The organism is Lachnoclostridium sp. An118, assembly GCF_002160985.1.
GTDB lineage: Bacteria > Bacillota > Clostridia > Lachnospirales > Lachnospiraceae > Claveliimonas > Claveliimonas stercoravium.
The window spans coordinates 238,643-260,896 of sequence record NZ_NFLQ01000004.1 but is presented as its reverse complement, the minus strand read 5'-3'; the positions used below and the strand labels follow the sequence as shown (position 1 = coordinate 260,896).

Genomic DNA, 22,254 nt, shown 5'->3' with positions numbered 1-22,254 from the left:
TCTCAGGGCAGCGCCCTGAGCCCTCGGAGAGCTTTTCAATATCAATATCTGCAATTTTCAAGGTTCTTCTGAGCCTATTTTTTATGACTTATTTTTTCATAGATTACTTGACACTACCCATATCCATTTATTTGCTTTTCTAATTTGCATTACAACTTAACGGATTACCTATGTATTGCATCCAATTAATCAAATACGATTAACAATAAGAGCGCAGACCTCTTCTTTATTTGGCATAGAACAAATCGCACCTTTCCGAGTTGTAACAATAGATGCGGCAGCATTGGCAAACAACAGCATCTGTTCCAATTGGTCCTTTTCCAGATTATTTAATCCGTTCTCCAATATAAAAGCAAGAACACTGGCACAAAACGTATCCCCTGCCCCTGTAGTATCAACTGTATCTTCGCTGAGAAACGGCTGACCAAAGATTTTTTTATTGGAATAGTATGAAATGCTTCCGTTTTTACCTAATGTCACATTAATCAGTTTTGCCTTGGAATGTTCCCTTATTATCTTTACACCCTGATCGTAATCATTTACTCCAGTGAGCCATTTTATTTCATCGTCAGCAATCTTCAGAATGTCACACTCTCTTATTCCATACCAAATAGCTGCCCTTGCCTGTTCCAAATCAATCCACAATGGTTTTCTTAAATTAGGGTCAAAAGAAATCCATTTACCTATCTCTTTTGCATAAGTAACAGCAGCTTTTGTCGCTGAAGCGGCCGGTTCGTCGGTCAAAGAAAGGGAGCCAAAATGAAAAATACGACAATGTTCAATCAATTCTTTACAAACGTCTTTCTCCTCCAGCATGATGTCAGCCCCTGGTTTTCTATAAAATGAAAAGTCTCTGTCCCCATCTGCCATCGTATGAACAATTGCAAGTGTAGTATTCGCTCCGTTATCATAAATCAAGCCTTCATCAGAAATACCAATCCTTTTGATCGTATTCCCGAGCATTTTCCCAAAGTAGTCGTCTCCCACCTTCCCTATAAAAGCGGTTTTATAGCCCAAACCGGCCAACATTGATAATACATTACATGGCGCTCCTCCTGGATTTGCTTCAAATATCGGATTTCCATTGGAACTGCTGCTATTTTGAATAAAATCAATTAGCAGTTCACCTAATGCAACAACATCATACATGATTGTTCTCTCCCTTTCTTACCTGTATTTCATGCACAATCTTATTATATGTTTTCTTATTTAAACGATAGAAATACAAGACTACAGCCGTTATAATCCAAAGTATCCCCGGAACCGTTGTAAACGAATGCTTAATAACTGACAGTACAGCTGCATTCTGCTGTTGGTTTGCAGCATATCCGAACATACCCAAAATTCCTGCAAGCACGGAAGTTCCAATCGCCATTCCGATTTTGTTTCCCAGTGAAATAAACGCATACTGAAATCCGTCATTTCTAAGCCCTGTCTTCCATTCACCATACTCCACACAGTCCGGAACAATAGCATAGATTGCAGTATTAAAACCCGAAAAGAAAAATTGTGCCAAGCAGGAAAATATATAAAATGGAACAGGGGTTTCTCTGACTGTAAAGAAATACATGCAAAACATGCTAATTCCTGTCAACAGTGCAAAAATGGATGCAGACCGTCCTTTATTATTCGTAAGCCGAAATACAAACGGAAAACATGCTGCACCAATAATGGATGGAAGAATGATAAACATGGAATAGGTGCTAAATAGTGCTTGGTTTCCCTCCACATAGGTAAAATAGTATAATGCATCCGCATTTCTTCCATAAAGTGTCACACCAAACAGAAACTGTCCAGCAAGAGCGATCATATATGGACGATTTTTCATCACAGTTCCTAATTGAACCTTTATGGAAATTTTTTCTTTCTCTGGTACTTCCACCACTTCTTTCGTTTTTGCAAAACAGAAGATATGACATGCTGCAAAAATACATCCATATAAAACAGCAATCAGCAAATATCCTCTTTTATCATTTCCATTACCAAGGGTCTCAATAAGCGGAACCGTCACGATATTGATAATGCCAATCGCAATCATTGCGCTGACAGATCGAAATGTATTGATTTTAGCACGTTCCTCTATATTTTGTGTCATCGCTCCGCACAGCGTACCATAAGGAATATTCACACAAGTATAGCCCAAAACAAGAATACAATAAGTAATTGCCATATAGATAATCTTGGCAGTAGACGACCAATCCGGATGTGCCCAAAATGTCATAATCAATACGATTGCTGTCAATGGTGCCGCAATCAGCAGCCACGGTCTGTATCTTCCCCATTTTGTATGCGTTTTATCACTTAACCCACCAATAACTGGATCATTAATCGCATCCCAAAATCGTGAGAACAACATCAAACCTGCTACGGCTCCCATACCAATCCCAAAAACGTCTGTATAGAAAATCATCAGGAAATTTCCTACAAACATCCAACTGAAATTACATCCTACATCACCCATGCCGTATGCAATCTTACTAATCAACGGCACTTTTACGTTTGTATCTTTCTGATCCATTACAATCCCCCTTTACCACTTATAAATACTGGCTGAACTCTACTTTTTCCCTGTTGGGACCGGTAATTGTAAAAAATCTTACCCCACGTTCCCAAAATGGAAGAAACTGGATTCCCTTTTCCAAAATTGAAAATCCTGCTTTCGTTACCAATTTGTATACATCTTCAATATCTGTAACATTCAGCGCAATATGATCCAACGCACCATTTTCCATCGCTGCATGTTTATTTTCATAAGTCTCAATTACCGTATGACCCAGCTTTAAGAAAGTAACCTTCTCATCTGCTTCCTGGTTCACAGTTTGAAAAACAACCCGAAATCCCAGCAATCTATAAAAATCCTTTGTTTTTTCAATGTCATTTGTAGGGATTCCTATATGCTGTAATCCGGTAATATACTTTTTAAAATCCTTTTCCATCTTTATCTATCCTTTTCAGGCACCTGTTGGATACGACCATGCAGGTGCCATGCCAGCCTTTCCTGCTTTTGACTCTTCTCTTATTCTGCAATACGAATAACAGCCTTTACAATATCAGCTTTGTTATTCACGCTGTAGTCCATTGCTTTCTGCGCTTCATCCAACCTAAATACATCCGTTACAATTCCTTTCAGGTTTACCTTTCCTGCCGCAACCGCATCAATTGCCATCGGATAAATATGGCGGTACCGGAATACGGTCTTAAAGGTCAGTTCTTTGTCCAGCACAAGGCTCATGGGAAGTGTCATCTCGCCGGTCTTGCTATATCCTACAAGAACAATGTTGGAACCTTTTTTAGCCATATGAATTGCCTGCCTTGTTGTAATTTCTGTACCTGCTGTCTCAATTACCAGATCCATACCTGCTCCATCTGTCAGTTCCTTTACCCGTTCCAGGACATCCTCCTTCGCCCCATTGATTACTCCGGTTGCCCCCAGTTCCAATGCTTTCTCAAGACGTTTCTCCATAATGTCCACCACATATACCTCAGATACTCCTCTGGCTTTCAGCGCCATCATGGAAACAAGACCGATGCAGCCTGCACCCATGACAACAGCTTTCTGCCCAAGATGCGCATCTCCCTGGATTGCTGCATGGAATCCCACTGCTAAAGGCTCGATCAAAGCCCCCTCCAATGTACTTACATTGTCCGGCAGTTTGAAGCACAGCTCTGCTTCGTGGGCGACATATTCTTGAAATACGCCATCTACAGGAGGCGTTGCAAAGAACACCACATCCGAACACAGATTGTATCGCCCCGTTTTACAAAATTCACAATGACCGCACGTCTTTCCCGGCTCCAGTGCAACTCTATCTCCAACTTTCAGATGCTTTACATTCTTCCCGACTTCAACAACCGTTCCACCTGGCTCATGTCCCAGTACAAAGGGCGGCTCTACCACATAATCCCCGATTGCCCCTGTTTCGTAATAATGCAGGTCGCTTCCGCAGATACCCACGTATTCCAGTTTTACCAATACCTCGTCATCTTTTACTTTTGGAATCTCCCGTTCTTCAAAACCCATTTTTCCGATTCCCAGCATGACTGCAACTTTCATTTTTCCTTCCATTGTCGCATCCTCCTTTTTTGCTTACTTTTATTTATACTTTATTAAATAGTTTTATTATGTTTTTTATTTTATATCCCCTATACAATTTTGTCAATGCATTCCTATCAATCAAGTGGTATTTCGTCATTATACTCAAAAACACATTCTATATTTTAGTAAAACTGCATCAAAAAAGGAGATTTCATTTCTGAAATCTCCTTTTAAAGCATCGTGTGCTTCCTATATCTGCTTTATAAAATTTTCAATTACTTCAAGTGCTGCTCCCAGTGCAGCTGCCCCAACCTGATATCTGCAGCTATTTACAAATTGCCGATCCTCTGTAAATGTATTCCGCTCTGATACTTTATTCCATATATCCAATAAATAAGGCTCTACATAACTTCCCACATATCCCCCCAGAATAATATCACAGTCAAGAAGCATATGGATGTTATTCAATGCCACAGCCAGATAACCTGTATAGACATCCCATATTTCCGCTGCCCCTTGGTCTTTCTTTTCCAACAGTTCAAAGAACTTTCCTAACTTTCCTTCTGCCGCACCTGACAAAATTGCTGCACTGCAATACGCATCCAGACATCCTTTTTTTCCGCAATAACATATTTTCCCATCAGGGATCACAGTCATATGCCCGACTTCCCCGCATCGGAAATGCTCCCCCTGTACAAGTCCATTACGATCAAAAATTGCTCCTCCAACTGTATTACTTAAAGACAAGTAGAAAAACCGTTTCCGTTCATCGGAACAGATTCCTTCCGCATAAGCTCCTGCATTTGCATCATTTAAAAAACAGCAGGGGTATGCAAAAAAGCTGCTTATGGAACCAAAAGATATCATTTTTACACCAAGGATATGTGAATATGTAATCAACTGTCTGTCTAAATCAACAATTCCAGGGAAAGAAATTCCTATACCCAAAATCCTCTTCCGATCAATCTTGCTTTCCTCCAAAAAAGCTTCCAGTTCATCATTCACCCTGCGATAATACGTCTCCTCATGTGCATAGGGAAGAAAAATACGCATATGTTTTAAAATCTCACCTGTAAGGTTGGTAAGTACAAAACCAATATGATTTTTTGTAATATCCACCCCAACCGCCTGCTTTACATTAACCGCAACCGACAGCGCCTTTGCACGTCTTCCTCCCGTAGACTGCAATTCTCCGGTTTCTTCAATTAATCCCTTCTCAATCAGTTCCTTTGTAATCTGCGTTACAGTGGGAAGGCTCATCTTCATATCATACGAAATCTCCGGATTTGAAACCGTTCCATGCTTGCAGATATAGCGGAAAATGCGATTTCTGTTTTTTTTCTTTACCTCTATGTTTGTTGTCTGCTTTCTTTCCATGTTATACCGCCTATACTTTATTAAAGTGTTTTCTTTAGTATAACACCTCGCCTTCCAAAAAGCAACTTCACCATTTCGACACGGTATACTACTGTTACATCTGGGAAAGTAAAGAACAACAAATACCACCAATCAGATTTAATTAGTATTGAAACGGAAGTTTTACGCTGCCCTGATTACTTCTTGAAAGTTGTTTATACATTGTTTTTATGATAAAATACAGTTATTAATTTTAACCGGAGGTGCTATATGGCTATCAGTTCCAACAATATACAGGTTTATACAACTCTTTCAAAAGAGTTGGTAGCCGAAATCGACAAGGACGCAAAAGAGAATTTCCGCACACGTTCCCAGCAGATTAATATGATCCTGACCGAGTATTATAAAGTCAGAATATTCCCTCATAGCCAGAAAAGGTAAAACACTGATACAGCCTGCAAATGCAGGAAATATCAGTGTTTTCTTTATTTTTCGCTTGTTTTATGAGAACAGGATGCTGACCACACACTCCAGCAGGGTCAGCGCCAAAATAATGTTAATGGCACGGAAATATTTTCGATACCAGGTCTGGATCAGCAGCCCCATGCCTACCCATGTCATGGTAGCGATAGAGCCGATGGTAGCAATGACCAGTTCAAAGCCGCAGAGCACCCAGAATGAAGTGCTGTAATCTGTAACATAGCCCGTCAATGCTGTGATTCCGAAAAGATAGATCTTTACATTGACGAATTGGAGCAGAAAGCCTTTCAAAAACGAGGCGGAGGCTTCCGCATCTTCCTCCGGCAGCTTGCTGACAGCAATGTGAACGGCCAAAAACAGGATATAGACTGCGCCTATGTATTTCATGACGCCCAGAACACCGGGCAGAAAACTGCTCAGCCCGAACACAAAGACAGCGCATAGAATCTGGACGACATAATATCCTGCGAAGATTCCCAGGAACAAAGGCCGTCCCTTTTTATATCCGTAATTTGTCACAGTATTCAGCGCCAGGATATTGCCCGGCCCCGGCGTGAACGCGTTGATCAGAGAAAAAATAAAAAAATTACCTATCACATAGGCAGGCATTCTGCCACCTCCTTCCAATCTAGCATACCACGGAAAGGAGAGCGATAGGTAATATCGATATTCTATGCTATAACATAGGATGAACCTATAAGTAATTGACTGGCGCCGTATCAGACAAAGTCAGGTTTTCAGACGGGAATACAGAAATCCGTACACAGCATTTCTAAATGGCAGTCGGAGATTTACAGCAATATCTCATAGAGAAGGAATTTTTTGGGCGTTCCGATATCAGGATACGTGATCCTGACAGAATCAATATATTGAAAGCCAAGGGACTGATACATTTTCTGAGGAATGTCATTGCCTTCAATGCAGTCTAGACGAATTGCTTTTTGTCCCATTTCTTTTGAAATCTGGATAGCATGTCTGACCAACTGTTTGGAATATCCGCGCCTGCTATATTCAGGAAGAACGCGCAGCGCATGCAGGATCATAACCTCTTCTGTTTTTGTATTTATCTGCCACTGAACAGAATGATATGCCGGATCACAGTTGTGATCGATGATATAAGCAGCGATGATTTTCTCATCTTCTATCCCGACAAACTGCGCTTTCGCTGCGATAGATTCCCGTATCATTTCTTCTGACGGAAAACCGCCTTTGTCTCCCTCGGGCAGAAAATCCTGCTCCCCCAATACACTGCACATCCTGTTATAGAAAGACAGTAATTCCGAAAAATCTTCTTTATTTGCAGTACGAATTTCCATATGTTCTCTCCTCATTCTTCATTTATCTATCAGTAAAGTCAAAAGTTCCGGCAATCCCCGGATCTCATAGTCGGGGAGCGTATCGGATGGATTTGGCTTCTTTGTCCTGTTCAGCTAGCAGGTTTTTAGACCGCTTTTCGCTCCGCCGGCAATATCAGCCTGCAGGCTGTCTCCGACCATCAACACTTCTTCCGGGCGAAAATGAATCCGATGCAAACATTTTGAAAAAAATCGGCTGTCCGGTTTTTCAAAACCCATCTCATCAGAAACGAAGACATCAGAAAAATACGAAAATAATCCGGCGCTTTTCAAACGGGAAAGCTGCATCTGCAGTATCCCGTTCGATGCGGCAAACAGCGGAAAACTCCCGGACAGAGAGCGGAGGACATGGTCAGCGCCCGGCACCAGAGCTGTCTGCGCAGATAAGGTCCGTTGAAACGCCCCAGACCGGAGCGCCGGACCAGAACAGACGGCGCAAAATGAGGGCTATCGAAAATTTTTTAAGGCTTCCACATAAATCCTGCCCAGTTCGGACAGTTCCTTATCCCGGTTGATGACATAGCCAATCCGCATGGTTTCCTGCTCATCCAATGGAAGGGAGACAATGTCGTCCCCCTGCAAATATTTGGGGAAAATGCCGCTGGAGATCGTATATCCATCGACACCGATCATCAGGTTTACAATGGCCGCCCGATCACTGACTTTGATGCTCTTTTCCACTGGCACAGTACTGAACAGTTCTTCCGAAAAATAGGCGGACTCATAATTGCCCTGCACAAAGCTCAGACGGGGATAGGGTTTCAGATCCTCCAGTTTCAGCAACGGGCGCTGCGCCAGGGGATGGCCTCTGCGCAGGAACACATGAGGGGAAGCACAGAGCAGCTCGTAAAATTGCAAATCATATTCTTCCAGCAGTTTCGTCAGAACGCTCTCGTTCTCCTTACTCAGGTAGAGGATGCCTATATCGCTGAATCGGTTGCGCACATCCTCCAGGATCTGGTGGGTCTGCGTTTCATTGAGGATAAATTCAAACCGCTCCTGTCCGAATGTCTGAATCAGCTCCACGAAAGCGTTCGTTGTAAAGGTATAATGCTGGGTGGAAACACAAAACCGCTGCCTGGGCGGCTCATTGTTGATGTATTTTGCTTCCAGCAGCTCCATCTGCTGAACCACCTGACGCGCATATCCCAAAAATTCCATCCCTTCTTTGGTCAGCGCTACACCGGCCCGGCAGCGGGTAAAAATAGTCACGCCCGCTTCTTTCTCTACCTGCCGCACCAATGCGATTTTACAACTGTTTTCTATGTCTTTCATGGCGGTAGATTTATCCTTCCTGAAAATTTCGATTCACCGCGCTGTGCGGTCACTCTATTATTTTGTATCCGGCGGCTTCAAGCGCTTGTATCGCTTTCTCATAATTCTCCTTTTTGACCAGAAGATAGTCCGTATTGTAAGTAGATACTGCAAAAATCGGAATGTTATGATCTGCTAAGATCGCTGCGATTTTAGACAGTATCCCGATCAACGAAAACTCCAAAACGCCTTGAATTCGAAGCGCTTTCCAGCCATCATCACGCCGAATTACATTTGGCGGGACTTCGCTTGTGAGGCAAACAAGAGATTTTTCTTCGTCCGTTTTCCCGATAAAGCTATACTCGGAATCTAAATTTACAAAGGAATAATCTTCTACCTGACATACTGAAAATTCCTGATGGATTTTTTTTATTTCCATCGTAGTGCCTCCTTTCATTTGTCACTGTCTCCATTATACGATAGCTGCTCATCTTAGAGAAGCAGGAATTTATCCGGCGCGGTGGAGTAAGGACGGTGTACATGGCTTTCGGACCGCCGTCACGGGCCTGTGATTGCCTTGCGGTAAATGACAAGGGAAATGATCGCAGTAATCGCTTCCGTGATCCAAAACGCATTCCAGACGCCAACTGCTCCGAAAAACCTGCTGAGTAAAAACGCAGCCGGGATGATGACCACTACATACCGGCAAAGAGAAATCAGTAAGGAGGGCGTGCCTTTCCCCAGCCCCTCCAATGCGCCGGAAGAAGTAACAGAAACCGCCGAGACGATAAATCCGGCCCCGATGATGCGCAAGGCAGTTTCCCCGGCCTGGATCGTCGCTTCCGTGTGGGTAAACAGCCCTATCAGCTGGCCGGGGATCAGCAGACATAGCGCGGTTCCAAGCACCATAATGATACCGCTCATGCACAAAACAATCTGATAAATCTGGCTGACTCGTTTGTGCTCCCCTGCACCGTAGTTATAGCCGATCAGGGGGCGCATCCCCTGCACAATGCCATTCGCCGGAAGATAGATGAAGGTCTGCAATTTGTAATAGATCCCCAAAACCAGAATATACACTTCGGAATAGGCAGCTAAAATCGCATTGAGCGCCGAAATCAAAAGAGACGGAAGTGCAAGATTCAGGGTTGCGGGAATGCCGATAGAATACAGCTTGATGACCATCTTTTTGCTGGGCAAAATGTACTGCCTGCGGATATGCACGCGAATTGGCCGCAAAAGATAGACTACAAGGTAAATCGCCAGTGTCAGAGCCTGTCCGATGCCGGTTGCCAGCGCAGCGCCTTCAATTCCCATTTCCGGGAATGGGCCATAGCCAAAAATCAGAACGGGGTCTAAGACGATGTTTGTGATGCACCCGCACATCAGGCTGATCATGGTTGTCTTCATGTTTCCTACTGCCTGGAACAGTTTCTCAAACGCCATGCTGACGGTAACAATGAGCGTAAAGGCGAACGCAACGATAGAATAGCGGACGCCAAGTTCAATGACCGCTTCGGATGAAGTGAACATCCGCAGGAAAACCGGCATGATGGCGATACAGCAGACTGTCATAACAACGCCATGAATCACGGCAAGCACAAGTCCCTGCGTGGCGGCCTGATCCGTTTTTTCATGATCCCCCGCGCCCAGATAGAAGGCGATCACTGCATTGATCCCAACGCCAAATCCAATTCCGGCAGCATTGATAAAATTTTGAACCGGGTAAACCAACGATAATGCCGTCATAGCCTCCTCGCTGATCTGCGCGACGAAAAAACTGTCCACAATGTTGTAGAGGGAATTGACCAGCATGGATAACACCATAGGCAGGGACATGGATAAAATCAGCGGTAATACCGGCTTTTCTTTCATGAAAGTGTCGTTCATCATTTTTCCTCCCTGGAACACGTTATGAGATATTTTTGCGGCGATGCCATGCCATCATCACAAGAGCAACGAGCAAAGTGGCAGTTTCGGCAACAGGAAATGCAAGCCAGATCCCGTTCAGATGGAACAATTTGTCCAGACACCATAAGGATGGAACAAGGAAAAGCAGTTGCCTGCATAATTGAATTGCCATGCTGGAACCTACTTTTTCTGTGGCCTGAAAATAGGTGGAAATCATAGTAGAAAGACCGCAAAACAGATAGCTTGTCGCCATAATCCGCATAGCGGATATTCCAAAGGAGCGCATGGCTTCCGATGCCGTAAACAATCCCAAAATCTGCGCCGGAAAAAGGATGACAGCCAACGTTCCCAGTATCATCATGCCGGTGACCAAAGCAGTTCCGTATCGGAAAGCGGAATGCAGCCGTTCGCTGCTCCCTGCGCCGTAGTTAAACCGCATGACTGGCAAACAACCCTGGATTAAGCCATTTACCGTCATAACAATCAACTGCTGCACCTTAAAATATGCACCGAAGAATGCGATCGCCGTATCGGAATACGCCACCAGAAACAGATTGACGAAGGTCACCATAAACGAACTGAGGGCGTTCATAATAAAAGATGGCAGGCCAAAGGCAAAAATATGGCCGATCATCTGTTTCTGCAAATGAAAGCCTTCGATCTTTACCTTCACCTTCTGCTTTTTCCCCAGCAGCAGAGCCAACGCCAAAATCATGGACAGCAAATAGCCCGCGACAGTAGCCACTGCAGAGCCAAGGATTCCCATAGCCGGGAAAATGCCAATGCCAAAAATCAGAATGGGGTTGAGCACAAAGTTAACAACGACTCCTGCAATCTGGAACCACATGGGAGCAACCATATTTCCGGTGGCCTGTATCATCTTCTGGATTGCGATATGCACCATATTTGGTATTTGCATAAACGAACATACGCTCATATAGGCGATACTCAACTGATAGATTTCTTCATTACTGGTAAATGCCCAAAAGTAGGGCCTCATAATCAATAACGCAAAGAGATTAAGTAACGCACCGATTCCAAATGCCAGCAGCAAACCGTGCGTGACAACCGTATCCGCATTGTCCTGTTCCTTCTTTCCCAGATATCCGGCAATCAGCACATTCACACCAACGCCAATCCAGATAGAAGCCGCATTCATAAGTGTTGTAATGGGAAACGACAGAGAAACAGCCGTTAGTGCATTCTCACTCAACTGCGCCACAAACGCGCTGTCTATCAGGTTATAGGAATATTGCAGGAACATGGAGATCAGCGGCGGTATCGACATTTGCCAAATGAGCTTTCCAACAGGGGCAACCGCCATTTTATTATTGGTCTGCATACTTTCCCTCCTCTCCACAAAGTATCCGGCGCAAAAACATTGCGCCGGACAGCAGGACATTAAATCCGAACAATATAGTTTTGTTTGCGTGCTGCGGGTTGACCGGCTTCCTGGGCTGGATAACCCAATGCAATCGCCCCGACGCCGCACAAGGTTTCCGGCAGCTTCCACTCCCGCAGGAGAGCCTTGCCTTTTTCGCTGTCAAAAATCTCACGTTCTCGATGTACCCATACGGTTCCAAGGCCAAGGGCATGGGCGGCCAGCATCATATTTTCAAGGACGCAGCTTCCGTCCTCCACAAAGGTGCTTGCACCGCCATCTGCCAAAACCAAAACCACGACAGGCGCGCCATAGTAGGGGTCTGTGCTGCTCCCCATCACTTCGGCGTTTAACTTTGCGATCTCCTGTCTATATTTGGGGTCTGTAATGGCGATAATGGTGGGGGATTGACGTCCGCCACCGGTAGGCGCGTAAGTTCCCGCTTCCAGTACAGCGTCCAACGCCTCGGGAGGGACCGGTTCCGCTTTATAGGCCCTTACGCTGCGGCGCGTCTTGATCAGAGACAAGAAATTGTTTTCCATACAAAAATCATCCTCCATTCTGTCAACATTTCCGGAATGTAGGCATCAAAAAAAACCACATAACTATCATAAGATAGCTGTGTGGCAAAAAGATGACCGAATCCGGAAAAGTCCACTCAAATTTTACGCTCATTATTATAGCGTTCTTTCAGGAGACTGTCAAGCATCAATCATTACGGAATTGTGGCGCCTTGATTTTGTTTTTCCGATAATGATTTGAATAAAAGGCAACATAACAGTAGACATTCGCCGACTCGTAACAATCGGTGCTCAAATTTTAGTAAGTTGAAACCTTCGCATTTCTGTGATAAACTGCTTTTCATAAAGAATAAATTTTTACGATCCAATACACTTAGATTGCGTTGTTCCAACATCATAAACTTTATAGAATAGATTTGTAAAAACAAATATGGAGGTATACATATGGCTATCAGTTCCAATAACATCCAGGTTTATACCACTCTATCCAGAGAGCTTGCTGCTGAGATTGACAAAGATGCGAAAGAAAATTACCGCACACGATCTCAACAGATCAACATGATCCTCACTGAGTATTATAAAGCCAGAACATCTTCTCATAACCGGGAAAAGTAAAACACTGATACAGCCTACAAACGCAGGAAATATCAGTGTTTTCTTTATTCTTCCCTTAATTATAAGGTTCATGGGCCCCGTATGTGTTCCCAAAGCTGACATTTACGGCCAGGGGCATCCGGTATTCCAGAGACCTCCTCACCACGTAGTCTATGCCCGCCATCAGCTCTGTTGTCCTGGGAAACCCCTCCTCTCTGGATACGCCCAGCTTTACGACAAGCAGGCTGCTGCGGGGTGCCACGCCCCTGTAGCGGCTCTCCCCACCCCCGTTTCCCGCTGCGATAGCGGCCACGGAGGTGCCGTGCCCGGAGGTGTCCATGCTGGGAACGATAGCTCTTCTCTCCTCCTCCCCGGGAGCAGCTATGGCCTCGTTGATCTGCTCCCGGGCATACTCTGTTCCCAGGGCATACCCCGGCGGGGGGCCCTCCCCCCGGTCCTGCCGGGGCGCCGCCGACTGGTCCCACAGGGAGAGGATGCGGGTCCGTCCCTCCTCATCCCGGAAATCCGGCAGCATATAGTCGATCCCGGAGTCTATGACAGCCACCAGTATCCCCTGTCCAAAAAGAGAGAGGCGCGTGTCCTGCACCGTATCTATACAGGACACGCGCCTTGCGTCGGCAGTCTGAAAGAACAGCCGCTTTGGCTTTTCGATGTATTCCACCTCTGTCAGCGCAGCCAGGCCGGCCAGCCGGGACTCCGTCACGGTAACAATGGCATACTCATTGAGGAGCTCCGTCACTCCGGATGCCAGCGCTCTTATATTGTCCAGGCTGCCGGAATATTTTACGATCACATCCCACTCCCTCTCGATGGGATCGTACCCAACGTCCAGCTCCAGGGACTTTTCCCTCTCCTCCTGCGTGGTGTCCAGGGCCAGATTCAAAAGATTTTCTATCTTCTGTCCCGCCATCTGCTCTCACTTCCTTCCACTGATTTCTTTTCCTCGATCCCTGTCCCGCGCGTCAGCATCATGCCGCCTGTTTACATGGACTCGATACTGCCATCCGTGTAGGGAGCCAGCGACAGGGGTACGAAGAAGCCCTTCTCGTGCCTGCACAGAGGACACACCTCCGGCGCCTTTGTCCCGCGGTGGATGTGGCCGCAGTTGAGGCACATCCAGGCCCCCTCCTTCGCCAGCTCAAAGTAGGTGTTCGTCTCCATCAGCTCCCGCATTTTCCCGAAACGCTTCGCATGGGTCTTCTCCACCTCGGCGATCTGGTAAAAGGCAGAGGCCGCCTCCAGAAAGCCCTCCTCCTTCGCCTGGTCGCCGAAGGAGCGGTACACGTCTTTATACTCCTCCGTCTCGTTGTGCTCCGCCGCCCGCAGGAGGTCTGTCAGGGAGTCAAAAGTATCCGCGGGAAACCCGCCGCAGATTTCTATGGTCTCCCCCGCGGCCTCCTTCAGCAGCTCATAGTAGCGCTGGGCATGAGCCCTCTCCTGGTCCGCGGTGAAGAGAAAGATCTGTCCCACCGAGTACATGTGGTGCTCCATGGCCATCTCCGCCGCGATGGTGTACCTGTTCCTTGCCTGGCTCTCCCCCGCAAACGCCTTCATCAGATTTTCCTTTGTCCTGCTCTTGCAAAAATCAACTGCCATGATACATACTCCTTTATCTTTTTACATAGAGTATGTACCATGGCAGTTATTTTATACCTGGTATCCCACGCTTCTCCGGCCCGGCTGTCCCTACTGGAAGCCGATCAGCCTTCTGGCCACCAGATAGGCCAGGGAAGATATCTTCCTGCCGGACCTCCCCGGCAGGTTCATGGTCTGTCCCAGTATGCCGTAGCGGATCTTCAGGTAGGTCCTGGCGTCCTTCTTCCTCAGATACAGCCAGAGCTCTTTTTTCTTATCCAGATTCTCCTTCTCCTTGGACCGGATACACAGGATAGAGGAGACCGTCATCATAATGGCCAGGTAGTTGACCATGTATCTCTTAAGCTTCTTGTTGGTTATCTCCTTCATCTGGTACATGTCGATCATCTTCTTCGTCACAAAGATCTGCTGGTCCAGCCGCCGTATCATCACCTTCTCGTTGACCGACTGGTCCTCACGCCCGATATAGTAACGGTAGAAATCCTCATCCATATAGTAGAGCTTTCTCACATGGGGCAGAGGATAATATACATAAATATTATCCACATAGAAAGTGTGCTTCGGCAGCCTGAGCTGGCACAGGAGCAGGAGCTCTGTCCGGTAGATCACGGAGTGCATGAGGATATACTGGTCCAGATGGAAATGGCCGATATCCGTCCAGTGGAATATCTCATCCTGGGGCAGCACATTTCTGTAGTGGATGCACTTTTTGTTGTCCACCCCCTCCTTCTCGTACACGTAGTTGGCGATGAGCATATCCACCTCCTCCCCCTCGTCCTCAAATCTTCTGAGGACCTGCAGGATATTGTGGAGGGACTCCTCCTTCACCCAGTCGTCGCTGTCCACGACCTTAAAATATTTTCCTGTCGCGTTGGCAAGGCCGCAGTTTACCGCGTCTCCGTGTCCGCCGTTTTCTTTGTCGACCACCTTGACAATATCCGGATATTTCTCTGCGTACTCATGTCCTATCTTTGATGTGTCATCGCTGGATCCGTCATTTACAATGATGATCTCCACGTCCTCCCCTCCCGGGAGGATGCTCTCGATCGCATGCGCCATGTAATCCTGAGAATTATAGCACGGGATCGCAAACGAAATGTACTTCATGATTTTCTTCCTCCTGACCATTATAGTATATAGTATTCCTCCCTTTTTTCCAACTTAAACTTTGCAAAATCTTCATCACACAATTGTAAAAGGAAAGGTTTTCCGGTATAGTTATGTATATAAGTGCGGCGGGCCGCCAATCTCTGGAGAGCCCCGTCCGCTGAACAAAAGCTTGGAGGAGAGAACATGAAGAAAAATATCATCGTGGGACAGTCCGGAGGTCCCACCGCAGTCATCAACGGGAGCCTCTACGGCGTTGTGTCCGAGGGAGTAAAAAAGACAGCACAGATAGGCACTGTGTACGGCATGGTCAACGGGATAGAAGGATTTCTCCAGGGGCACTACATGGACCTTGGCGCCCTGGACAAGACCAACGAGCTGGAGCTTGTGCGCACCACGCCGGGCGCCTACCTCGGCTCCTGCCGCTACAAGCTGCCGGAGGACCTGCACGACCCGGTGTACCCGGAGCTGTTCCGCCGCTTTGAGGAGCTGGATATCGGCTACTTTTTCTACATCGGGGGGAACGACTCCATGGATACAGTGAGCAAGCTGTCCCGGTATGCCGGATTCATGAACAGCACCATCCGCTTTATCGGCGTTCCCAAGACCATTGACAACGACCTGGTGGAGACCGACCACACGCCGGGATACGGGAGCGCTGCCAAGTATGTGGCCACCACTGTCCGCGAGATAGCCATCGACGCTTCCGTGTATGACAACAAACAGTCAGTCACCATCGTGGAGATCATGGGCCGCCATGCCGGATGGCTGACAGCCGCCAGCATGCTGGCCAGAAAATTCAAGGGGGACAATCCGGTGCTCATCTACCTGCCGGAGGTTGCCTTTGACCAGGACGCCTTCATAGAGAAGGTGCGGACCTCCCTGGAGACGACCCCCAATCTGGTTGTCTGCATCTCCGAGGGCATCAACGACGGAAAGGGCACCTTCATCTGCGAGTACGCCAGCGAGGTGGGGACGGACACCTTCGGTCACAAGATGCTCACCGGCTCCGGAAAGTATCTGGAGAACCTGGTAAAGGAGCGGCTGGGCGTCAAAGTCCGCTCGGTAGAACTGAACGTCTGCCAGAGGTGCTCCTGCTCACATCTGTCCCGGGTGGACCTGGACGAGGCTGTCAATGCGGGCGTATACGCCGTGCAGGCCGCCCTCGCCGGGGAGAGCGGGAAAATGATCACTTTCATAAGAAACAAAAGTGTGCCCTACGAGCTCTCTTACAGCACGGCAGACGTGAATATCATCTGCAATAAAGAAAAATGTGTCCCTCTCGAATGGATCATTAATGACGGCTCCGACATCAGCGACGCCTTCGTCGACTATGTACGGCCCCTGACCCAGGGCCATGTGGAGCTTCCCACAAAGAACGGCATCCCGCTCTTCGCCTACCGCAAGGCGTAGACAGGGAACAAAAGAAGGAACCGAAGACATGTATGAAAGAAAAGCAGGACAGCATAGCTTTACGGCTACGCTGTCCTGCTTTTCTTTCTGGCTCTGTCCCGCTCCAAGACGGCCTCTGCTTTCATCATCTTCCCAATGGTCCGGCGTACATCCTCCTCTGTCGTCTCCGGGTTAACGATGCACATGCGCAGCACCTTCTTCCCTGTCAGCTCTGTCGTAAAGACCTGGGCGAAGCCGCTACCGGTCATCTCCACGGATATCTCCTGGTTGGTCTCGTCCAGTTCCGCCTCAGTCAGGGAGCCGTCCGCCCTGTAGCGGAAGTTCACGATCCCCAGCCAGGGACCGGACAGAAGCTCCCACTCCGGCGCATTCCTGATGAGCCCCGCCGCCAGCTCTGCCAGCTCGCAGCCGTGGTCCACCACACGCCCCATCTCCTCTGTCCCCATAGTCTGGAGCGTGAGCCACAGCTTCAGGCCCCTGGCCGGCCGCGTCAGCTCCGGTCCCAGATCCCAGGCAGGCAGGATAAAACCTCTGCCCGCCTTTTTATCATATATGATAACCTTTTGACCCTGGCATCATATGTACTCCAGGATGCCCCGGATATCTCTCACCACGGCGTCCGCCCCCGCGGCCCTGTACTTTTCCTCTCCCTCCTTCAGGAGCTTCTCCTTCTCCGCCTCAGGGAGAGACTCATACTCCTCCCTGGACAGTCCCAGGAGGGAGCTTCCCTCCAGGATACCGATGGTAAAGACGCCGGCGTTCTTTCCCTCCCTGATGTCAGAGATGGTATCTCCCGCCTTTATTACCCTGTCCACAGCACTCACCTTCAGCTCCTCCATGTTCCTGAATATCATGTAGGGATGAGGGCGGCCCATGCCGCCGGTGGAGTCGGGGCTGAACCAGCAGTCCGGCTCATATCCCAGCTCCCTTGCTCTGGGGACCACAATGCCCATCATCACATCCGTGTAGCCTGTGGTGGACCCAATCTTGATCCCCTTATCCCTCAAGGCCTGCACTGTCTCCAGCACATAGGGTTTGGGGTCCGAGTACTGGTCCAGTATCTTCAGAAGAGAGGGCTCATAGCTCTCGTACAGCTTGTCCGCGTCCTCGTCCTCGGGCTCCCTCCCGTACAGCTCCTTCCAGGCCGATCTGATCCTGGGCATCTCCAGCATGGTCCTTATGTGGTCCCACTTCAGCATGCCCATGGGCTCCCGCACCTCCTCCATGGTGGGCTCCACGCCCGCGTTTTTAAACACCTCTGTAAAGACCTGGACCGGGGCAAAGCACCCGTAATCGACAGTCGTGCCCGCCCAGTCAAAGATCACCGCTTCTATCCTGCTCATTTGCGTTCTCCTCCGCATTACCTGACTTTGTATATTTTTTTATTTCTTTTTCTTCTTTTAGCTTGCTTTCTTTTCCTTCATCCGGGCAAAGAACTCCTCAAAGATGTCACACAGCTTCAAAATGTCCTCCTCGTATATCTCCCCGATATTGCCGATGCGGAAGGTGTCCGCGTCTGTCACCTTGCCGGGGTAGATGGCGTAGCCTCTCTCCTTGATGAACTCGTACATCTCCTGGAAGGAGAAATTGTGGTGCTCCGGATAGAAGAAGGTGGTGATGATAGGGCCCTGGTGCTCCTCTCCGATGTAGGCCTGAATGCCCATCTCCTTCATCTTGCGTATCAGCAGACGATTGTTGTCATAGTACCTCTTTGACCTGGCGGGGATCCCGCCCTCCTCCTTCAGCTCCTCCATGGCCTTCGCAAAGGCAAGCACTGTGTGCGTAGGAGAGGTAAATCTCCACTTTCCATCCTTTTCCATCGTCTTCCACTGGTCATAGAGGTCAAGAGACAGGCTTCTGGCCTTTCCCGCGCTCTCCATCAGCTTCTGCCTGTTGCAGATGATAAAGGAAAATCCGGGCACTCCCTGGATGCACTTGTTGGCGCTGCTGATGATAAAGTCAATACCCAGCTTCCCGACCTCAATATCCACGCCCCCAAAGCTGGACATGGCATCCACGATCATGGTCTTTCCGGCCGCCTTCACCACCTCTGCCACGGAGGCAATATCGTTGAGGATGCCGGAGGTGGTCTCTGAGTGGACCATGGCCACGTGGGTGATGGCCGGGTCCTCCTCCAACAGCTTCTCTACCCTCTCCGCCGAAGGTATCTTATCGTACTCCTCCTCGTAGAGGGCGTAGCTGATCCGGGCGTGCTCTGCGATATCCACCATCCTCTCCCCGTAGGCGCCGTTGGCCACGATCAGGAGCTTCTCATCGTCCCCCACCACGCTGGTGATGACGGACTCCACGCCAAAGCTGCCGCTGCCCTGCATGAGCACGACCGTGTAATCCTTCTCAGACACGTGGGCAAGCTCAAGGAGCTCCCTGCGTATCTTCTGTGTGATCTGCTTGTAGTCGTCGTCCCATGTGCAGTGGTCTGCCAGCATCTCTCTCTTTACAGTGTCCGTTGTCGTAAGCGGTCCCGGTGTGAGCAGTTTATAGTTTACCATTTCTTATTACCTCTCTCGCATAGTTTTTTATAAGTTTAGTGCCTTACGGCATACAGCTCTCGGAGAGCTTCTGGTGCTCCTCAAGGAGCTGGGCGGTCAGCGGCTCAGGGAACTTCTTCGGATAGGCGGACTGGTTTGCCTCGTCCGTCGTCTCCCCCTCGTAGAGGGCGTTGGGATAGGTCTTCTGCAGCTCCTCCCGGCCGTTCTTTATGATGCACTCCGCCATCTCCATGGCAAGGTCATTGGAGTTTTCCCCTTTATCCACAGCAGCCACCGACTCCGTGAGGGAGAAATTGCCCTCTGTCGGATCCACATAGTCAATAGGCATGCCCTCGTTCTTGTCCGCCACTGCCTGGTGTCTCAGGCCAAATCCCAGGGCCACCTCCCCGGATCGCACCTTCTTGATGGGGCCGGACCCGGAATCCTCAATGTGGGGGCCTGCGTTCTCGTAGATACCGGAGAGCACCTCTGCCGCCCCGTCCTCTCCGTACTCACTGACCACTGCCTGTATCAGGAGCCAGGCTGTGGAAGAGCTCTTGATATCCGTCACGGAAATCTGGTCCTTATAGACAGGGTCCGCCAGGTCTGCGATGCTGTCCGGAACAGGCAGCCCCGCGTCCTCAAGGGCCTGCGTATTGTAAATGACAGCCCCCTCCTGGGATGTGATGGGCCTGTAGAAGGAAGGAGTCTCCTCCAGCGTGGGGCCATCAAATGTGATCTCCTGGAACATCTCATTTGCCTCCTGGGCGCTGTCCAGGTAAAAGGAGCTCATAGTCACAAGGTCCGCCTCTATATCTGCCCCCTCTGCCAGGAGCTTTCCTCCCAGCTCAGAGGTCCCGAAGGTCTGAAATATATATTGTCCCTCATATCCGTTCCCGTCCAGGGCACTCTTCATGGCAGCCACCGCCTCGTCATCTGCGTTGGAGTAGATGACTACCTGGTCCGTATGGTTGGAGCCGTCCTTGCCGGAGCCGGCCACCACATACCCGGTGCCGGCCACCAGGACCAGGGCCACGCAGACAGCCGCCGCTCTCGCCAGCTTCCCGGCAGGCTTTTTGGGTGTACTTGCTCTCTTTGCCGCGCTCCTTCTGTAGGCAGCTACTGTCTGGAAAATGAGCTTTGCCACTATGTTTGTGAAGAGGATGCAAAGGGACAGCACGAAAATCTCGTTAAATTTCGCAAAATGCTGCAGCTCCTTGATCTTCGTCGTGATGACCATGGTCCTGGCTCCGGCAATGAAGATGACTGCGCTGACTGTCACCATAGCGTTCACGAAGTAGTAGCTGAACACCTCCAGGATCGTCGGGAGCGCATTTGGTGTCACGATGCGGAAGATCGTCTTCATCCAGTTATCACCCATGAGCATGGCTGTCGTCTCCCAGGATGCATTCATCTTCTCCAGTGAGTTCTTCATCATCAGATACGGGGTGGAGAAATAGTGCACCACGTTACAGATGATGATGAGCGCAAAGGTGTTCTGCAGGGATGTCCCGGAGAACATCAGGAGGAATGCGATACCTATGACCATACCGGGGATGGTGTTGGTCACAAGGGCAATGCTCTCGATGATCCCCTTGCATTTGGGCGAGATCTTGCTCCTGGCAGTCACAAGCGCCGAGCCGTAGGCCACAATGGAACCGATCACAGCCGTCAGCACCGCCACCAGAAGGGAGTTCCTGAACACGCTGGCCAGCACATTGTCACTGAACACATCCCGCACATGGTCCATTGTAAACGTCATCTGGTAGGGCCATTCGCTGACAAAAGGCACGATAAACACCACAGCAAAGATGATGACGATCATGAGCAGGACGATGCCGCAGCAAACGGCACAGGCAATATCTCTGGCCCTGTTCCTGAAGTTCTCTACGATAGAAATCTTGTTGTATCTGACATTGTACCTCTCCAGATAGTGGAGAAGGAGGATACTTACCACGGAGGGTACCAGCATGACCATAGCCACCACGGCACCGTTGTTGAAGTTGGGCAGGCTTCCCAGCATCTCGTCGTAAAGCACGGAGGCCACCACCTCATACTGTCCGCCCACGGAGGCCGGGATACCGAAATCCGTGAATGCCAGGAAAAAGCACTGTACGAAGGAGGCTGCCAGGGTTCCCAGCAGAGGCCGTATGATGGTGATCCAGAAGGTCTTGGTCCCCCTGTCCCCCATGATGCGGGAGACCACCATGAACTTCTTGTCAATGTATCCCATGGTGTTGTGTATCAGCAGGAAGGATACGGGCAGTGTATAGATCACATAGCCCAGCAGCAGTCCTGCAAATCCGTAGATGTCAAAGAGCTGGTGCCCCAGGAGCCGGGTGATGAGCCCCTGCTTCCCGAAGGAGTAGATGATGGCAAAGCCGTAGGTGATGGTGGGCAGCAGCATGGGCAGCACCGCACCGCCGTGTATCAGCTTTTTCAGAGGCTTCGGAAGGTTGGTATAGTGTACGGTGTAGGCAAGCACAAAGGCAAGCACCGTGGTGACGACAGCACTCAATCCCGCCGATTTAAAGCTGTTCCCCACCGCGGTCCAGAAGCCGTTCTCCGTGAACACGTCCACGTAGTGGACCCAGAAATCCCCTCCCGTGCTCTGGAAGGATTTTAAGAGCAGCAGGATGATGGGCGCTGCCAGGAACCAGATGAACAGGACTGCCACAGCTATGAAAATGATCTTTATCTCTATCTGGGATTTTATCAGTCTCTCAATCTTTTTCTTCAT

The 22,254-nt window shown here is 48.8% G+C and carries 20 protein-coding genes and 1 pseudogene; 1 reads left to right on the top strand and 20 read right to left on the bottom strand.

Features of this window, described 5'->3' with window-relative positions; all coding sequences use genetic code 11:
- Window positions 1-189: 189 nt before the first annotated feature.
- From B5E62_RS05690 to B5E62_RS05615, 16 genes and pseudogenes are all read right to left on the bottom strand, one after another.
- Window positions 190-1,149 (bottom strand): carbohydrate kinase family protein, encoded by a 960-nt coding sequence (locus B5E62_RS05690; protein ID WP_087173651.1) that lies wholly within the window; start codon window positions 1,147-1,149, stop codon window positions 190-192.
- A complete protein-coding gene (locus B5E62_RS05685; RefSeq protein ID WP_087173650.1) occupies window positions 1,142-2,518 on the bottom strand; it encodes an MFS transporter in 1,377 nt (458 codons plus the stop codon). Before B5E62_RS05685 ends, B5E62_RS05690 begins: the two co-directional genes overlap by 8 nt.
- Before the next feature lie 19 nt (window positions 2,519-2,537).
- Entirely contained in the window at window positions 2,538-2,936 is a 399-nt protein-coding gene (locus tag B5E62_RS05680) for a VOC family protein (RefSeq protein ID WP_087173649.1), read from the bottom strand.
- 80 nt (window positions 2,937-3,016) lie between these two features.
- On the bottom strand, window positions 3,017-4,066 hold the full coding sequence (locus B5E62_RS05675; RefSeq protein WP_087173648.1) for an NAD(P)-dependent alcohol dehydrogenase: 1,050 nt from the start codon (window positions 4,064-4,066) through the stop codon (window positions 3,017-3,019).
- 219 nt (window positions 4,067-4,285) lie between these two features.
- Window positions 4,286-5,413: an ROK family transcriptional regulator gene (locus B5E62_RS05670; protein WP_087173647.1), complete on the bottom strand. Its 1,128-nt coding sequence runs from the start codon at window positions 5,411-5,413 to the stop codon at window positions 4,286-4,288.
- A 480-nt stretch (window positions 5,414-5,893) separates the two neighbouring features.
- The gene (locus tag B5E62_RS05665) at window positions 5,894-6,481 is read right to left on the bottom strand and encodes a LysE family transporter (protein ID WP_087173646.1); all 588 of its coding nucleotides are present in this window, start codon (window positions 6,479-6,481) and stop codon (window positions 5,894-5,896) included.
- 182 nt (window positions 6,482-6,663) lie between these two features.
- Complete coding sequence (locus B5E62_RS05660) at window positions 6,664-7,188, bottom strand: GNAT family N-acetyltransferase (RefSeq protein WP_087173645.1); 525 nt, start codon at window positions 7,186-7,188, stop codon at window positions 6,664-6,666.
- Between the two features lie 114 nt (window positions 7,189-7,302).
- A pseudogene (locus B5E62_RS05655) lies at window positions 7,303-7,602 on the bottom strand (HAD-IA family hydrolase); the annotation flags it as partial.
- Window positions 7,603-7,674: 72 nt separating this feature from the next.
- Window positions 7,675-8,502 (bottom strand): LysR family transcriptional regulator, encoded by an 828-nt coding sequence (locus B5E62_RS05650; protein WP_087173643.1) that lies wholly within the window; start codon window positions 8,500-8,502, stop codon window positions 7,675-7,677.
- A 49-nt stretch (window positions 8,503-8,551) separates the two neighbouring features.
- Window positions 8,552-8,920, bottom strand: coding sequence for an ACT domain-containing protein (locus tag B5E62_RS05645; RefSeq protein ID WP_087173642.1), 369 nt, complete (start codon window positions 8,918-8,920; stop codon window positions 8,552-8,554).
- Between the two features lie 119 nt (window positions 8,921-9,039).
- Window positions 9,040-10,371 (bottom strand): MATE family efflux transporter, encoded by a 1,332-nt coding sequence (locus B5E62_RS05640; protein ID WP_087173641.1) that lies wholly within the window; start codon window positions 10,369-10,371, stop codon window positions 9,040-9,042.
- Between the two features lie 22 nt (window positions 10,372-10,393).
- The gene (locus B5E62_RS05635; RefSeq protein WP_087173640.1) at window positions 10,394-11,734 is read right to left on the bottom strand and encodes an MATE family efflux transporter; all 1,341 of its coding nucleotides are present in this window, start codon (window positions 11,732-11,734) and stop codon (window positions 10,394-10,396) included.
- 59 nt (window positions 11,735-11,793) lie between these two features.
- Window positions 11,794-12,333: a nitroreductase family protein gene (locus B5E62_RS05630; RefSeq protein ID WP_242957729.1), complete on the bottom strand. Its 540-nt coding sequence runs from the start codon at window positions 12,331-12,333 to the stop codon at window positions 11,794-11,796.
- A gap of 631 nt (window positions 12,334-12,964) precedes the next feature.
- A complete protein-coding gene (locus tag B5E62_RS05625) occupies window positions 12,965-13,819 on the bottom strand; it encodes a S8 family serine peptidase (protein ID WP_087173638.1) in 855 nt (284 codons plus the stop codon).
- Window positions 13,820-13,890: 71 nt separating this feature from the next.
- Window positions 13,891-14,505 carry a rubrerythrin family protein gene (locus B5E62_RS05620; protein ID WP_087173637.1) on the bottom strand — a complete coding sequence of 205 codons (615 nt, stop codon included), beginning with the start codon at window positions 14,503-14,505 and terminating at the stop codon, window positions 13,891-13,893.
- 90 nt (window positions 14,506-14,595) lie between these two features.
- Entirely contained in the window at window positions 14,596-15,612 is a 1,017-nt protein-coding gene (locus B5E62_RS05615; RefSeq protein WP_087173636.1) for a glycosyltransferase family 2 protein, read from the bottom strand.
- A 186-nt stretch (window positions 15,613-15,798) separates the two neighbouring features.
- Between B5E62_RS05615 and B5E62_RS05610 the strand changes: the two genes are divergently transcribed.
- Window positions 15,799-17,025 carry a 6-phosphofructokinase gene (locus tag B5E62_RS05610; RefSeq protein WP_087173635.1) on the top strand — a complete coding sequence of 409 codons (1,227 nt, stop codon included), beginning with the start codon at window positions 15,799-15,801 and terminating at the stop codon, window positions 17,023-17,025.
- A 65-nt stretch (window positions 17,026-17,090) separates the two neighbouring features.
- Here the strand turns inward: B5E62_RS05610 and B5E62_RS05605 are convergent, their stop codons facing one another.
- From B5E62_RS05605 to B5E62_RS05590, 4 genes are all read right to left on the bottom strand, one after another.
- Window positions 17,091-17,471 (bottom strand): hypothetical protein, encoded by a 381-nt coding sequence (locus B5E62_RS05605; protein WP_242957728.1) that lies wholly within the window; start codon window positions 17,469-17,471, stop codon window positions 17,091-17,093.
- A gap of 129 nt (window positions 17,472-17,600) precedes the next feature.
- Window positions 17,601-18,368, bottom strand: coding sequence for a phosphonoacetaldehyde hydrolase (gene phnX / locus B5E62_RS05600; RefSeq protein ID WP_087173633.1), 768 nt, complete (start codon window positions 18,366-18,368; stop codon window positions 17,601-17,603).
- A gap of 57 nt (window positions 18,369-18,425) precedes the next feature.
- Window positions 18,426-19,535 (bottom strand): 2-aminoethylphosphonate--pyruvate transaminase, encoded by a 1,110-nt coding sequence (gene phnW, locus B5E62_RS05595; RefSeq protein ID WP_087173632.1) that lies wholly within the window; start codon window positions 19,533-19,535, stop codon window positions 18,426-18,428.
- A gap of 43 nt (window positions 19,536-19,578) precedes the next feature.
- The gene (locus tag B5E62_RS05590; protein WP_242957727.1) at window positions 19,579-22,254 is read right to left on the bottom strand and encodes an extracellular solute-binding protein; all 2,676 of its coding nucleotides are present in this window, start codon (window positions 22,252-22,254) and stop codon (window positions 19,579-19,581) included.

Excerpts from the sequence above, each read along its gene's own strand:
- B5E62_RS05690 (WP_087173651.1), bottom strand. The coding sequence starts at position 1,149 with ATGTATGATGTTGTTGCATTAGGTGAACTGCTAATTGATTTTATTCAA.
- B5E62_RS05685 (WP_087173650.1), bottom strand. The coding sequence starts at position 2,518 with ATGGATCAGAAAGATACAAACGTAAAAGTGCCGTTGATTAGTAAGATT.
- B5E62_RS05680 (WP_087173649.1), bottom strand. The coding sequence starts at position 2,936 with ATGGAAAAGGATTTTAAAAAGTATATTACCGGATTACAGCATATAGGA.
- B5E62_RS05675 (WP_087173648.1), bottom strand. The coding sequence starts at position 4,066 with ATGGAAGGAAAAATGAAAGTTGCAGTCATGCTGGGAATCGGAAAAATG.
- B5E62_RS05670 (WP_087173647.1), bottom strand. The coding sequence starts at position 5,413 with ATGGAAAGAAAGCAGACAACAAACATAGAGGTAAAGAAAAAAAACAGA.
- B5E62_RS05665 (WP_087173646.1), bottom strand. The coding sequence starts at position 6,481 with ATGCCTGCCTATGTGATAGGTAATTTTTTTATTTTTTCTCTGATCAAC.
- B5E62_RS05660 (WP_087173645.1), bottom strand. The coding sequence starts at position 7,188 with ATGGAAATTCGTACTGCAAATAAAGAAGATTTTTCGGAATTACTGTCT.
- B5E62_RS05650 (WP_087173643.1), bottom strand. The coding sequence starts at position 8,502 with ATGAAAGACATAGAAAACAGTTGTAAAATCGCATTGGTGCGGCAGGTA.
- B5E62_RS05645 (WP_087173642.1), bottom strand. The coding sequence starts at position 8,920 with ATGGAAATAAAAAAAATCCATCAGGAATTTTCAGTATGTCAGGTAGAA.
- B5E62_RS05640 (WP_087173641.1), bottom strand. The coding sequence starts at position 10,371 with ATGAACGACACTTTCATGAAAGAAAAGCCGGTATTACCGCTGATTTTA.
- B5E62_RS05635 (WP_087173640.1), bottom strand. The coding sequence starts at position 11,734 with ATGCAGACCAATAATAAAATGGCGGTTGCCCCTGTTGGAAAGCTCATT.
- B5E62_RS05630 (WP_242957729.1), bottom strand. The coding sequence starts at position 12,333 with ATGGAGGATGATTTTTGTATGGAAAACAATTTCTTGTCTCTGATCAAG.
- B5E62_RS05625 (WP_087173638.1), bottom strand. The coding sequence starts at position 13,819 with ATGGCGGGACAGAAGATAGAAAATCTTTTGAATCTGGCCCTGGACACC.
- B5E62_RS05620 (WP_087173637.1), bottom strand. The coding sequence starts at position 14,505 with ATGGCAGTTGATTTTTGCAAGAGCAGGACAAAGGAAAATCTGATGAAG.
- B5E62_RS05615 (WP_087173636.1), bottom strand. The coding sequence starts at position 15,612 with ATGAAGTACATTTCGTTTGCGATCCCGTGCTATAATTCTCAGGATTAC.
- B5E62_RS05610 (WP_087173635.1), top strand. The coding sequence starts at position 15,799 with ATGAAGAAAAATATCATCGTGGGACAGTCCGGAGGTCCCACCGCAGTC.
- B5E62_RS05605 (WP_242957728.1), bottom strand. The coding sequence starts at position 17,471 with ATGGGGACAGAGGAGATGGGGCGTGTGGTGGACCACGGCTGCGAGCTG.
- phnX (WP_087173633.1), bottom strand. The coding sequence starts at position 18,368 with ATGAGCAGGATAGAAGCGGTGATCTTTGACTGGGCGGGCACGACTGTC.
- phnW (WP_087173632.1), bottom strand. The coding sequence starts at position 19,535 with ATGGTAAACTATAAACTGCTCACACCGGGACCGCTTACGACAACGGAC.
- B5E62_RS05590 (WP_242957727.1), bottom strand. The coding sequence starts at position 22,254 with ATGAAGAAAAAGATTGAGAGACTGATAAAATCCCAGATAGAGATAAAG.